Here is a 14,420-nt window from a genome sequence, read left to right as displayed (position 1 = left end):
TAATCCATTATGAAGCAAATAGATGAAATATATTAGCAAAAATAGATATTTATCTGTATTTTCTTATCAGTGCCTTTCGGTATTATTTGCAAAGGTATAAAAGAAAATCCGGGAACCGGATTGAAGATTCGTCCATCTCCATCGGTCGGTGCCACTTGTATATTTCCAGATTCGCAGGTGATATGCAATACACCTTTGTTCTTCTTTATACAAACTTCACGGGCAGTTATTTCCACCTTTTCTTCAGGCGATGCGATAACCGGCAGCATAAGATAAGCCGATTCATTGCAATGCTCCACACTTATGCTGACTCCTTGTTCCGAGAACGCATAACCCATCACTACAGATACTGCTCCTTGTTTTGGAGACTGTTGATTAATATCAACCAAATGAGTCTGTACATCAAACCGGCAGATTTTGTTTCCGGTAAAACAAGTGATGTCCGTGGTCAAATCATCCAGATTACTATATGCAACCCCATCTTGAATTAATTCAACTCGGGGAGTACCTCCCATCAGATATTTACGGGTATTGCTCTGCATATTAGGAGCTTCAATCAGTTTATATTGATTCATAGTTGCAGCAAAAACAGGCCCTGCTTGCGCATGCCACAGCAAAGAGAGGGCACCTCCCATAGGATGAGTCCCTTTTACCTTATATTCAGCATCATATCCGGTAAACGTGGCACGCCAAGCTCCTTGGGACAGAAGCCAAGTACGAATATCTTTAAAATACTTCATGCCATAAACAGCATCCCGGGGAAGGCTACCCGAGGAATTTATCTTCACAGGAGGCAGTTCCAAGAAAGATGCTAATGCTTTGGCGTGTCCAAATGTATGATGAATACAGGGAGGAATACCGGATGCGAGATAATGCATTCCTCCATAAAGAAGACCGCCATGAGTCGCCTCATCCAGCAAACGGATATTGCGGTGAATGGCCTCCAAATATTCCGGATGACGGGCAGCCATCAGATAATAGCCTCCCATAAATCCGTCACTGGTACGTCCACCCCAGTATGTCCACTTAAAACTGCGTGTGCCCCAACTGTTATCCCAAGCACCGTCGGGCAACATAAATTCCAGATGGGTATTCATGGAACGTTCTACGAGTGACAATAATTCCGTATCATTCGCCATCACTGCATAATATGCCATATTGGGCAGGGATTCTTCTATATTATAAAGTAAATCGACCGGACGACAGCCGTTGCTAGTTTCAGAACTGATATTCGGTCCTTCACCATATAGGAAGCAATTATTCCCCGTGAAATAGCTTTTCAGTCCGGCAGCTATCTCTCGGGCTTCCATCTTGAAATCAGGGCGGTTACACAGTTCACCGATAGCGTACAAGGCATAGGTTGCAGAAGCTGAATAATTGACGTTCATATTCCGCATACCTTTCCGCTTGCGGCTATAAATAAAAGGATTGTCCATTATAAACTCACCGGCATTCAATAATTGTTGCTTCCAATGGTTACGGGTCGAGTCATCCAGTAAGTGCCCATGATAATGTAAGGCCTCGTAGAGGGCAATAGACGCAAATACCGTAGTACCGTTCCAGTCCGAAATATGTACATCATTCATCCATGAACCATCTGGACGGTGCACATTCTCCATCCACGCCATTAGGCGCTTGGCTCCGAGCAGATATTTGTGGTTGCCAGTCTTTTCCGCCAGATACATTAAAGGAAGTACGGCATCTCCTATTCGCCCGTGCATGCGGGCACATGCAGGGCACAGGACGCCTCCGTCAAGTGCGGAATCAGGGTGGATGCACTGATAGGTCAAAAAGGTGTCCATCCATTTCGTCAACAGCTTATCTGCTTCACAGCGTAGTGAATTATCAAAAGAATTTCCATTCACATTTCGTGCTTGTCCTGACAAAAATGATACATAAAATAGTATCATTATAAAAAACATGTTTCTCATATCTTTTGCGTTAGATTTCAATATTTAAAATTAAAATTTTATCCTCGGTCTCTTATCTTTTTTTATCCAATATCATATGAATAGATGTTTAAGCGTCTTGCAATATTGTTGAATCGATATTAATTTTGTTGAAAAATTATTTGCCGAGACAATATTAACACACTTTTGAACATAAGAAAATCTCCGTTAGACACAAACGGGCTATTTTAGCAGAAAGAAACAAATATACTTAACATTTTATGAGACACTTACCTTTATTAATGTGTACCGCCTTCTACGGATTGTATTCCGCACCTACAGAGGCAGCAGACAAAAAAAACGAGAGGCCAAATATTCTTTGGCTCACCTTTGAAGATACCAGTGCATACGAATTCGGTTGCTATGGCAACAAAGGGGTACATACCCCCAATGCGGATAGTCTTGCTTCCCGCGGCATACAGTTCATGAACGCATGGTCTGTAGCTCCCCAAAGTTCGGCGGCCCGTTCTTCACTTATCACCGGATGCTACTCGAGTACCTACGGAATGGATATCCATCCCGTACCCTATGATACACCCGCCGACATCTTCTTTCCCCAGAAATTGCGTGAAGCCGGATATTATTGTACGAACAACAGCAAGACACATTATAATTCCACCACCGACAATAAAATATGTTGGGACGAGTGCAACAACAAGGCTTCCTACAACAGTTCAAAACGGGGAAAAGATCAACCTTTCTTCGCCGTGTTCAATACGGTAACTTCACATATGGGACGCATTCGTACTTTCCACACCGACGGACGAAGAGACTACACGCAGGAAGGTATCTACCCGACATTACTTTCATTGCCCTCCTATGTTCCCGATTTGCCGGAAGTACGTTCCGATTATGCCGGTCATCTGGAAGCAGTACAAGACGTAGATATTTGGCTGGGCCTCTTCCTGAAAGATTTGAAAGAAAGAGGATTGGATGAAAATACGATTATCTTCTTCTTCAGTGATCATGGCGGTTGCGTACCCCGTGGTAAAGGATATTTGTACGAAAGCGGTCTAAGAGTACCTTTGATAGCCTACTTTCCACCCAAATGGCAACATCTGGCGAATCAGGCTCCAGGCAAAGAGTACAGTTTGGTCAACTTCACGGATTTGGGACCTACTGTACTTAGTCTTGCAGGGATAAAACCACCCAAACAGATGCAGGGCAAAGCACTTTACGGCAAGTTTGCAAATAAAGAAAAACGTGAAATGCAATTTGCATTGGCAGCCAACCAGCTACATCATTTCATGCCGGTACGTGCCGTTACTGACGGACGATTCAAGTACATCCGCAGCTATATCCCCTACCGCCAGTTTGCCTTACGCAATTATTACCAATGGGGGATGCCATCCAATAAAGCCTGGGACAAGCTGGTGTTGGGAGGACACAATACCAACCCCGATTGGGGGCAGGCTTTTGAAGCCCATCCGGCAGAAATGTTGTTTGATCTTGAAAAAGACGCGGGTGAATTACATGATTTGTCCGATGTGCCCGAATATGCAGCAATTCTCACTAAAATGCGCCAAGCACTGTCTGACCATATCCGCACTACCTGTGACTTGGGATTTTTCCTTCCTACCTCACGTATCGGACATATACTTTATGATAAAGTACGGAAAGAGAAATATCCGTTGGATGACTTGTATGTCCTTGTCGAGACAGCTGGAACGGCAACTACCGCTTCCCTTCCTTTATTGGAGAAAGCAATAGCAAGCTCTCTGCCGGAAATGCGGTTCTGGGGAGTAGTGGGATATGCCAAACTTGCTAGAGAAAAACAAATTGGGACTTGTCCGGAAACCTTATTGGCGCTCCTCCAAGATGACAATCCTTACATCGCTTCTGAAGCTGCCTATGCCGTTGCCTATCTGGGCAAAGCCGAAGAAGGTGTTTCACGCCTGATTACTCCCGTTTTGGAAAAAGACAGAAAAATAGCTTATTCATCACTGGAATGCCTGTCATTAGATCCTAACATGCGCGATTGTATCCGTCCTTTCCTGCCGGATCTAAAAGAAGCTGCGGAAACCTTGCCACGCCTTGAAAACGAAGATGCCGGTCTCATGGCACGGGGGATCCTCGTAAACTTGGGTGAAATGGATATCAACAACCTTCATGGTCCCGAAGCTTATCAAAGAGGTCTGAAGTTAAATTACGGTCGCAGACCAATAGTGCCGCTACCTAACTAAAAGAATAAATTTATATGTAATGTAATCGAGATAGTAATTTTATTGATTTTCGTATGTACTTTGCCATGTCTGAAGTTACATCTTCGGACATGGCAAAGTACATATGCCACACGCATTGATATGGGAATGGCTACCCTTACAATGGAATGCAGGTATTTTTTTAGGCAATGAATAGAGGATAAGACTGCCTATATGCCTAAGATAATTGCGAAGCACTCCAGGATATAATAGAGTTTAATCTTAGTGAGGATACGAGATGCTATTTATATCACACAAAAAGATACTTTGGGGAAAACAAGGGCATGGAAGAAGTGAATAATAGAGAATAAAAATTTTCAATACTTTCTCCAGTAAGGAGTGACCGGAATAAAAGAATTAACAATGACTGCATATTGATTATTATAAATACAATTATTGTGTTTATAATAAATCAGTTTTGCTCTCTCTTTAAAAAAGATTGTTTTTTCTACCTGCAATAATCTTCTCCTGAAAGCCGGAAGTTTCTGAAAGACTTTTATCTTTGCAGATATAATACATACGGCACTATGAAAAAAGTTATTCTGATTTTTGTGACAATCGTCCTTTCTGGTCTGCTTTATGCAAAAGATAATAAGAGTACCGATGCGTTGCTTCGTGAGATTGATGGTATCATTAAAAACCGCCAGACTTATGGAGCGGAAAAGGAGGCACGAATTGCTGACTTGAAGAAATTGTTGGTTGAGGCTGCTTCCGATGAGCAGCGATATGGTTTTTGCGGACGTCTTTTCGATGAATACCGGGCTTATAATCTGGATTCGTCTTTTGTCTATGCCCAACGGAAAGAGGAACTGGCACATCGTTTAAATAAACTGGACTACTTGGATGATTCTGCCATGAATATGGCGGAAGTGATGGGAACTACCGGAATGTATAAAGAAGCCCTTGAGTTATTGGGGAAAATTGATAAGAAAACACTGCCCGACTATCTATATGGCTATTATTATCATCTGTACCGCACTATTTATGGATTGATGGGTGATTATGCCGTTACGGAGAAAGCCAAGAAAGAATATTACCGGATGACGGATTTATACCGGGATTCTCTGTTACAGATCAATGCTTCCGACTCTCTGGGGCACGCATTGGTGATGGCAGATAAGTGCATCGTTCATGCCCGATACGATGAAGCGATTGATATGCTGATGGAATATTACAGTAAACCGTCTTTAGATGATCATGCACAGGCAATGATTACTTATACCATTTCCGAAGGCTATCGGTTGAAAGGAGATAAGCAGGGGCAAAAACATTACCTGGCTCTTTCGGCCATTGCCGATTTGAAATCAGCGGTAAAAGAATATGTGTCTTTGCGCAAACTCGCTTCTCTTGTTTATGAAGAAGGAGACATCGACCGTGCCTACAACTATCTGAAATGTTCCCTGGAGGATGCCACCCTTTGCAATGCCCGTCTTCGTACCCTGGAAATCTCACAGGTCTTTCCTATCATCGACCAGGCCTATCAATTAAAAACCAAACGTCAGCAGCAGGAGATGAAAGTCTCATTGATTTGTATCAGTTTGCTTTCCGTATTTTTGTTAGTCGCCATTTTCTTCGTTTACAAGCAGATGAAAAAGGTTGCTGCCGCACGTCGCGAAGTGATCGACACTAATACGCTCCTGCAAGAACTGAACGAAGAACTTCACGATTCCAATTCGCAACTGAAAGAAATGAATCATACGCTTTCGGAAGCCAACTATATCAAGGAGGAATATATCGGGAGATATATGGACCAATGCTCCACTTATCTCGACAAGATGGATTTATACCGCCGTTCCCTGAATAAGATTGCTGCTGCCGGAAGGGTGGAAGAACTATATAAGGCTATTAAATCTTCGCAATTTCTTGATGAAGAACTGAAAGAGTTTTATGCGAACTTCGATGTGACTTTCCTGCAACTCTTCCCCAGTTTTGTGGAAGATTTTAATGCCCTGCTTACTGAACCGATGCAACCCAAACCGGGAGAACTGCTGAATACCGAACTTCGTATCTTCGCTCTCATCCGCCTTGGAATTACGGACAGTACTAAGATAGCGCAATTCCTTCGTTACTCCGTCACTACCATTTATAATTACCGGACTCGTGTCCGTAACAAGGCTGTGGGAGAAAGAGATGAATTTGAGGCTAAAGTAATGCAAATAGGGAAGGTGGAAGAATAAGAAAACCACTACTTTTTTAGTCCGACTTCTATTTTTTAACGTTCTTATATTTAGTGGTTTATACTGTGGGATACTGTATAAATCACTATATTTTTGCTATCTGCTTTAAGAAGCAGTATGAAATGTGGATACTTTTGTTTCACGGTCATTTCAGCAATGACACAGAGAGTAAAACAAAAGTAACCCTAATATTAACTTTAAATTAATGTACATGAAACAGAGTATGAAGTCGAAAGGCTTTGAACGCCGCCTCTTACTAATAATGTGGGGCTTGTTCCTATCTCTTAGTGCATTCGCACAACAGATTTCAATAAAAGGACATGTCGTAGATGCCACGGGTGAACCGGTGATCGGTGCCAGTGTGGTAGAAAAAGGTACAACGAACGGTACAATTACCGATGTAGACGGTAATTTCTCATTAAGCGTTCCGACTAACAGCACGCTGACTATCTCTTTTGTCGGCTATAAAATGCAGACAGTCCCGGTGAACGGGAAAAACGCTTTGAAAGTAACCTTGCAGGAAGATACGGAAGTATTGGACGAAGTTGTAGTAGTGGGTTACGGAACGATGAAAAAGAGCGATCTGACCGGAGCGGTATCTTCTGTCGGAGTGAAGGACATTAAAGACTCTCCGGTGGCCAATATCGGTCAGGCAATGCAGGGAAAGGTGTCCGGTGTGCAGATTATCGATGCCGGTAAGCCGGGTGATAATGTCACCATTAAAATCCGTGGCTTGGGAACAATCAACAATAGTAACCCGCTGATTGTCATTGACGGAATACCTACCGACTTGGGATTGTCTTCCTTGAATATGGCCGATGTAGAGCGGGTGGACGTATTGAAAGATGCTTCGGCAACAGCTATTTATGGTTCGCGTGGTGCGAACGGTGTGGTGATGATTACCAGCAAACGGGGTGCCGAGGGTGCCGGAAAGGTGACGGTAAACGCTAATTGGGCGATTCAGAATGCCACTAAAGTGCCCGATATGCTGAATGCTGCGCAATATGCCGCTTTGAGCAATGATATGCTGTCTAATAATGATGATAATACAAACCCTTATTGGGCAGACCCTTCTTTATTGGGAACAGGAACGAACTGGCTGGATGAAATGCTGCGCACGGGAGTGAAGCAAAGCTATTCGGTTAGCTATTCCGGTGGTACGGAAAAAGCACATTACTATGTGTCCGGTGGTTTCCTTGACCAGTCCGGTATTGTGGAAAGCGTTAATTACCGTCGTTTCAACTTTCAGGCAAATAGCGATGCCCAAGTTAATAAATGGCTGAAATTCACTACCAACCTGACATTCAGTACGGACGTGAAAGAAGGAGGAACTTATAGCATCGGTGATGCAATGAAAGCACTCCCCACCCAACCGGTGAAGAATGAGGACGGCAGTTGGAGCGGTCCCGGACAGGAGGCGCAATGGTACGGAAGCATCCGTAACCCGATCGGTACACTGCACATGATGACCAATGAAACAAAAGGATATAACTTCCTGGCAAATATCACCGGAGAGATCACCTTTACCAAATGGCTGAAGTTGAAAAGTACATTCGGTTATGACGCCAAATTCTGGTTTGTCGACAACTTTACTCCGGCTTACAACTGGAAACCGAATCCGGTAGAAGAATCTTCCCGCTATAAGAGCGATAACAAAGCATTTACCTATTTGTGGGATAATTATTTTGTATTCGACCACACTTTTGCGCAGAAACACCGGGTAGGGGTGATGGCAGGTTCTTCCGCCCAGTGGAATAACTACGATTACCTGAATGCTCAAAAGAATATCTTCATGTTTGATAATATCCACGAAATGGACAACGGCGAGAAGATGTACAGTCTTGGCGGTAGCCAGAGTGACTGGGCACTGCTCTCTTTGATGGCACGTCTCAACTATTCTTACGAAGATAAATACCTGCTTACAGCTACTGTGCGTCGTGACGGTTCTTCCCGTTTCGGTAAGAACAACCGTTGGGGAACATTCCCTTCCGTTTCGCTGGCATGGCGTATCTCCCAGGAGAACTGGTTTCCGAAAGACAACTTCCCGGTGAATGACCTCAAACTGCGTATCGGATACGGTGTGACTGGTAATCAGGAAATCGGTAACTACGGCTTTGTTGCTTCCTATAACACAGGAGTCTATCCTTTCGGCAACAACAACTCCACCGCTCTGGTATCTACTACTCTCTCCAATCCGAATATTCATTGGGAAGAAGTGCGCCAGACCAACTTTGGTGTAGACATGAGCCTGTTCAATTCACGTGTCAACCTTTCGCTGGACGCTTATATCAAGAAGACAGCAGATATGTTGGTGAAGGCTTCCATTCCTATCACTTCCGGTTTTGAAGATACTACCGAAACTTTCACCAATGCCGGCAAGATGCGCAATAAAGGAGTGGAAATGACCTTGCGTACTATCAACCTGAAAGGGCTTTTCTCTTGGGAGTCTGCCTTAACAGCCACTTATAACAAGAACGAAATTCAGGACTTGAACAGCGAAACTCCGATGTTCATCAACCAGATGGGGAATTCATACGTGACTATGCTTAGAGCCGGTTATCCGATTAATGTATTCTACGGATACGTAACCGACGGACTTTTCCAGAACTGGGATGAAGTAAACCGCCATGCTACCCAACCGGGCGCTGCTCCGGGTGATATCCGTTTCCGGGACTTGAATAACGATGGAGTTATCAACGATGAAGACCGTACCGTTATCGGCAACCCGAACCCGAACTGGTTCTTCTCTCTAAGCAATAATTTCTCTTATAAGGGATGGGAACTTTCCGTGTTCCTGCAAGGCGTATCGGGAAACAAGATTTATAATGCCAACAATGTAGACAACGAAGGAATGGCAGCCGCTTACAACCAGACCACAGCCGTACTGAACCGCTGGACGGGAGAAGGAACAAGCAACTCCATGCCGCGTGCTATCTGGGGAGACCCGAATCAGAACTGCCGTGTATCCGACCGATTTGTGGAAAACGGTTCCTACCTCCGTCTGAAAAACATTACGCTTTCGTATACACTGCCTAAAAAGTGGATGCAAAAGGTTCAACTGGAAAATGCCCGCATCTCTTTCTCTTGCGAGAATGTGGCGACTATCACCGGATATTCCGGCTTTGACCCGGAGGTTGACGTTAATGGTATCGACAGCAGCCGTTACCCTATCTCACGTACGTTCAGCATGGGTTTGAACTTTAACTTTTAAATCAGGAGGAAGAATATGAAAAAGATAACAACTTTGATGATGATGTTTGCCATATTGGCATTGACCTCATGCAACGATTTCTTAGATAAATATCCTAAATATGGCGTCGATCCCGAATCGGAAGTAACGAACGAGATTGCCGTGGCACTGACTACTGCCTGCTACAAGACTCTTCAGTCATCCAATATGTATAATCAGCGTATCTGGAGCCTCGATATTATCGCAGGTAACAGTGAAGTAGGCGCCGGAGGGGGAACCGACGGACTGGAAACTGTGCAGGCTTCCAATTTCATAGCCCAGAGTGATAATGGCTTTGCTTTGTACGTATGGCGTTCTCCGTGGGTAGGTATCGGACGTTGTAACATTGTGCTTTCCAATCTGTCTTCGGCAGCTATCTCCGATGAGGTAAAGACTCGTTGCATGGGTGAGGCTTATTTCCTGCGTGCACATTACTACTATATTCTGGTTCGTCTGTATGGAGGTGTGCCTTTGCGCTTAACGCCGTTTGAACCGGGAGAATCTACGGATATTGCCCGTAATACGGTAGATGAGGTATATGCCCGGATTCTTTCTGACTGCAAAAATGCGGTAAACATGCTTCCTCCGAAAAGCAGTTATGGAGACAGCGATAGAGGACGTGCCTGCAAAGAAGCCGCAATGGCTATGCTGGCGGATATTTATCTGACACTGGCGCCCAATCATCGCGAATACTATAATGAAGTAGTAACTCTGTGTGACAACATTGCTGCGATGGGATACGATTTGACCCAATACAATTATGCCGATAATTTCAATGCCACTATCAATAATGGTCCGGAATCCCTTTTCGAAGTACAATATTCCGGTAGTACGGAATATGATTTCTGGGGCGGTGATAACCAATCATCCTGGCTGTCGACTTTCATGGGACCTCGTAACTCAAGTCTGGTGGCCGGTGCTTATGGATGGAACCTGCCTACGGAAGAATTTTTCAAGCAATATGAGGACGGTGATTTGCGGAAAGACGTAACTGTCTTGTATCAAGGTTGTCCTGCTTTTGACGGTATGGAATACAGACGTTCCTGGTCGAATACGGGTTATAATGTGCGCAAGTTCCTTGTGTCGAAGACTGTTTCTCCGGAGTATAATACCAATCCCAACAACTTCGTAGTATATCGCTATGCAGATGTTCTATTGAAGAAAGCGGAAGCATTGAACGAGCAGGGACATCCCGACCAGGCTGCTGCTCCGTTGAATATCGTCCGCAAACGTGCCGGACTGGCAGATGTGCCGACTACTCTGACGCAGACTGAAATGAGAGAGAAGATTATTCACGAGCGCCGGATGGAACTTGCCTTTGAAGGACACCGCTGGTTTGATATGATCCGTGTGGATAATGGAAATTATGCATTGACATTCCTGAAATCCATCGGCAAGAATAATGTGACCAAGGAACGTCTCCTGTTGCCTATTCCGCAGACAGAGATGGACTCCAATCATCTGATGACTCAAAATCCCGGTTATTAATCTGTTTTATAATCATTCATTTAGATAAATAATATCATGAAGAAATATATATATCAGTTGTTATGCTCTCTTTTCATCGGCGGAACGATGGTTGCCTGTGCCGAAGATTATATGGAGACAAATAAAGGACATGATACCCTCACTCTTTCGGTGAATCAGCAGGACTTGGTGTTGAACGAAAAGAACCATAGTCAGGAAGCACTCGCTCTCTCATGGACTACCGGAACGAATTATGGAAGTGGTAACCGTATCTCTTATACGCTGGAGCTGGCAAAAGCCGGAACGGACTTTGCAAATGCTTATTCGGTGGATTTAGGTACGGGAACGTATCAATGGACTAAGAAAGTGGAAGAACTCAACCAATTCCTGAATACACAGTTCGGTATCGGTTATGCTGTGAAAGCGGAGTTGGAGGCACGTATCACAGCGGTTGTTGCCGGAATGGAAGAGCAGAAACAAAGTGCGACGACTGCTTTTACAGTGACTACATACCAGCCGGTTACTACTACGCTTTATCTGATTGGTGATGCTGCTCCGAATGGATGGGCTGCCGACAATGCGACAGCGATGGAGCGTACGGATAACGGACAGTTTACATGGACAGGAAAACTGAACGCCGGATCATTGAAATTTATAACGACATTGGGACAATTCTTGCCGTCATACAACCGTGACGCCACTGCCGGGGAAGCATTCCAGCTGACTTACCGTACATCGGGTGACCAGCCGGATGAGCCGTTTGTAATCGATGAAGGGGCAACCTATATTGTAAAAGTAGATCTGCTCAATCTGACGTTGACACTGACTGAAACGGAAGATATCGGTTGGAGATTTGACGAGTTCTTCATTGTCGGTTCGTTCACCGGAAATGGTGGCTGGGGATTTGAGGCACTGTCTAAAGATGCTGTTCAGATGGATTTGTTCCATTATGGAGCTGTGATTCCTTGGGAAGCAGACGGAGAATTTAAGTTTAGCTCTGTGGCGGACTTCGGCCAGTCGGATGCTTTCTTCCATCCTGCCGTAGCAAATGCTCCGTACACTTCGACGTCAGTAGTGCTTGGAGGCGACGATAATAAATGGCAAATGAAAGAGGCTGAATGTGGCAAACCTTATAAAGTATGCTTCTATACAGGCAAAGGAAAAGAAAAGATGCTGATGCGTCCGTTCACTCCTTACGCAGGATTGTATCTGGTGGGTGAGGCGACTCCGAACGGATGGAGTTTGGACAATGCTACGCCGATGACTAAGAGTGTCGACAGTCCTTATATCTTCACATGGAGCGGTACACTGAAAGCCGGTGAGATGAAGATTTCCTGCGATAAGCAGTCGGACTGGAACGGAGACTGGTTTATGGCGGATAAGAACGGTAAAACTCCGACGGGTGAAGTGGAAACAGCTTTGTTTGTCACTAAATCGGATGCAGAGTTGAGCAGTATGTATCCGGATGCAGATTTGGGTGGTCTGGACTATAAGTGGAATATTCAGGAGGCCGGTTCTTATCAGATTACGATTGACCAGTTGAAAGAGACGATCTCGATTGTGAAACAATAAAACAAGAATTCAAGATGAAAAAAATAATATATCTGGTAGCTGCTTTCCTGTGTATGGCTTGCAGTGATGATAATGAGTCGAACCAACAGAATGGAGGAGCTTCGGGCGGTGTTACCGAAGTGACTCCGGTAACATCGGATTTGAGTGTAGACCTGTCGACAGACAAGGCTTTCTACAAACCGGGAGAGAAAGTGGTGTTTACAGCGGATGACGCTCTGCCTGCCGGAACTAAAGTACGTTATCGTCTTTCGGGTGAAACGGTGGGAGAAGAATCGGTAAATGGTACGAGCTGGACATGGCAGCCGCCTACCACTGATTTTAAAGGGTACATGGCAGAGCTTTATCGTCAGGAGAACGGAACGGATGTAATAGTCGGTACGATTGCGGTAGATGTATCCAGTGATCCGGCACGTTTCCCGCGTTATGGTTTTGTCGCTGATTTCAGTCAGGAGAAGACAGCCGAAAAGACACAGGAAGAGATGGAGTATCTGAACCGTCATCATATCAACTGGGTGCAGTTTCAGGATTGGCATAATAAACATCACTGGCCGTTGGGCGGTACACGTGTACAGTTGGATGAGGTATATATGGATATCGCTAACCGGGAGGTTTATACAAGTTCGGTGAGGAATTACATTGAAGCGCAGCATCGTTTCGGTATGAAGTCTATGTTTTATAATCTTTGTTTCGGAGCGTTGAAGGATGCTGCTGCGGATGGAGTGAAGGAGGAATGGTATCTGTTTAAGGATGCTTCTCACACTACTAAAGACAGTCACGATCTGCCGGGCGGATGGAAAAGTAATATTTATCTGGTAGACCCTTCTAACAAGGAATGGCAGAAATATCTGGGCGAAAGGAATGACGATGTATATGCAAATTTTGCTTTCGACGGTTATCAGATAGACCAGTTGGGACGACGTAGCACGCTTTATAATTATAGTGGTATTCCTGTTAACTTGCGTGAGGGATATGCCTCTTTTATAGATGCAATGAAGCAGGTGCATCCGGACAAGAGTTTGGTGATGAATGCGGTGAGCCGTTACGGTGCCCGTCAGATAGGGGAGACGGATAAAGTGGATTTCTTCTATAATGAAGTATGGGCGGATGAGGCTGATTTTACCGATCTGAAAGCTATTCTTTATGAAAATGGAGTATATGGCGATTATCAGTTGAATACGGTTTTTGCAGCTTATATGAATTATAACAAGGCGGATAACCGGGGGGAATTTAATACGCCGGGTATTCTGCTGACGGATGCTGTTATGTTTGCTTTGGGCGGTTCGCATCTGGAATTGGGAGGCGATTACATGTTGTGCAAAGAGTACTTCCCGAATGAGAATCTGACAATGAGCGAAGAGCTGAAAACAGCGATGGTTCATTATTATGACTTCCTGACTTCTTATCAGAATCTGCTTCGTGACGGAGGTACGGAGAATAGTATCACCATGAATTGTACCAACGGGGAAATGAGTCTGAATGTATGGCCTCCCCAACAAGGTTCGGTCACTACTTATGCTAAGCAGGTAGGCAACAAGCAGGTGATACATCTTCTTAACTTCTCGCAGGCAAACAGCCTTAGCTGGAGAGATGTGGACGGCACGATGCCGGAACCGACCTTGATTACGAAAGCTGCTTTACAAATGAATCTGCCGGCCAAAGTGAACAAGTTATGGGTAGCCTCTCCTGATGTACATGGAGGCGCTTTGCAGGAACTGGCTTTTACGCAGGAGAACGGAGTTGTTTCTTTCACATTGCCGTCTCTGAAATACTGGACAATGGTTGTGGCTGAATAAAAATGATTGTAAGTCTTCTAGCAAACTAATCT

7 protein-coding genes and 1 pseudogene are annotated in these 14,420 nt (G+C 44.5%); 7 read left to right on the top strand and 1 reads right to left on the bottom strand.

The window, feature by feature from the left end; genetic code table 11:
* Positions 1-32 precede the first annotated feature (32 nt).
* Entirely contained in the window at positions 33-1,931 is a 1,899-nt protein-coding gene (locus AB3G73_RS16510; RefSeq protein WP_367745244.1) for a hypothetical protein, read from the bottom strand.
* A 239-nt stretch (positions 1,932-2,170) separates the two neighbouring features.
* On the opposite strand from AB3G73_RS16510, the gene AB3G73_RS16505 reads away from it, so the two are divergent.
* The 7 genes and pseudogenes from AB3G73_RS16505 (at position 2,171) to AB3G73_RS16475 (ending at position 14,388) form a co-directional block, all read left to right on the top strand.
* The gene (locus AB3G73_RS16505; protein ID WP_195648735.1) at positions 2,171-4,132 is read left to right on the top strand and encodes a sulfatase; all 1,962 of its coding nucleotides are present in this window, start codon (positions 2,171-2,173) and stop codon (positions 4,130-4,132) included.
* A 188-nt stretch (positions 4,133-4,320) separates the two neighbouring features.
* Positions 4,321-4,483, top strand: a pseudogene (locus AB3G73_RS16500) (ISAs1 family transposase); the annotation flags it as partial.
* A 194-nt stretch (positions 4,484-4,677) separates the two neighbouring features.
* Positions 4,678-6,327, top strand: a complete 1,650-nt coding sequence (locus AB3G73_RS16495) for a DUF6377 domain-containing protein (protein WP_148367767.1) — start codon at positions 4,678-4,680, stop codon at positions 6,325-6,327.
* Between the two features lie 211 nt (positions 6,328-6,538).
* Positions 6,539-9,538: a SusC/RagA family TonB-linked outer membrane protein gene (locus AB3G73_RS16490; protein ID WP_367745243.1), complete on the top strand. Its 3,000-nt coding sequence runs from the start codon at positions 6,539-6,541 to the stop codon at positions 9,536-9,538.
* Positions 9,539-9,553: 15 nt separating this feature from the next.
* Positions 9,554-11,044 carry a RagB/SusD family nutrient uptake outer membrane protein gene (locus AB3G73_RS16485; protein WP_367745242.1) on the top strand — a complete coding sequence of 497 codons (1,491 nt, stop codon included), beginning with the start codon at positions 9,554-9,556 and terminating at the stop codon, positions 11,042-11,044.
* Positions 11,045-11,080: 36 nt separating this feature from the next.
* Positions 11,081-12,595, top strand: coding sequence for a SusF/SusE family outer membrane protein (locus AB3G73_RS16480; RefSeq protein ID WP_367745241.1), 1,515 nt, complete (start codon positions 11,081-11,083; stop codon positions 12,593-12,595).
* Positions 12,596-12,609: 14 nt separating this feature from the next.
* Positions 12,610-14,388 (top strand): glycoside hydrolase family 66 protein, encoded by a 1,779-nt coding sequence (locus tag AB3G73_RS16475; protein ID WP_367745240.1) that lies wholly within the window; start codon positions 12,610-12,612, stop codon positions 14,386-14,388.
* The last annotated feature ends 32 nt before the right edge of the window (positions 14,389-14,420 follow it).

The sequence above is a fragment of the Bacteroides sp. L008 genome, assembly GCF_040812255.1.
Taxonomy (GTDB): domain Bacteria; phylum Bacteroidota; class Bacteroidia; order Bacteroidales; family Bacteroidaceae; genus Bacteroides; species Bacteroides vicugnae.
This window is presented reverse-complemented; position numbering and strand designations above follow the sequence as displayed.

Excerpts from the sequence above, each read along its gene's own strand:
- AB3G73_RS16510 (WP_367745244.1), bottom strand. The coding sequence starts at position 1,931 with ATGAGAAACATGTTTTTTATAATGATACTATTTTATGTATCATTTTTG.
- AB3G73_RS16505 (WP_195648735.1), top strand. The coding sequence starts at position 2,171 with ATGAGACACTTACCTTTATTAATGTGTACCGCCTTCTACGGATTGTAT.
- AB3G73_RS16495 (WP_148367767.1), top strand. The coding sequence starts at position 4,678 with ATGAAAAAAGTTATTCTGATTTTTGTGACAATCGTCCTTTCTGGTCTG.
- AB3G73_RS16490 (WP_367745243.1), top strand. The coding sequence starts at position 6,539 with ATGAAACAGAGTATGAAGTCGAAAGGCTTTGAACGCCGCCTCTTACTA.
- AB3G73_RS16485 (WP_367745242.1), top strand. The coding sequence starts at position 9,554 with ATGAAAAAGATAACAACTTTGATGATGATGTTTGCCATATTGGCATTG.
- AB3G73_RS16480 (WP_367745241.1), top strand. The coding sequence starts at position 11,081 with ATGAAGAAATATATATATCAGTTGTTATGCTCTCTTTTCATCGGCGGA.
- AB3G73_RS16475 (WP_367745240.1), top strand. The coding sequence starts at position 12,610 with ATGAAAAAAATAATATATCTGGTAGCTGCTTTCCTGTGTATGGCTTGC.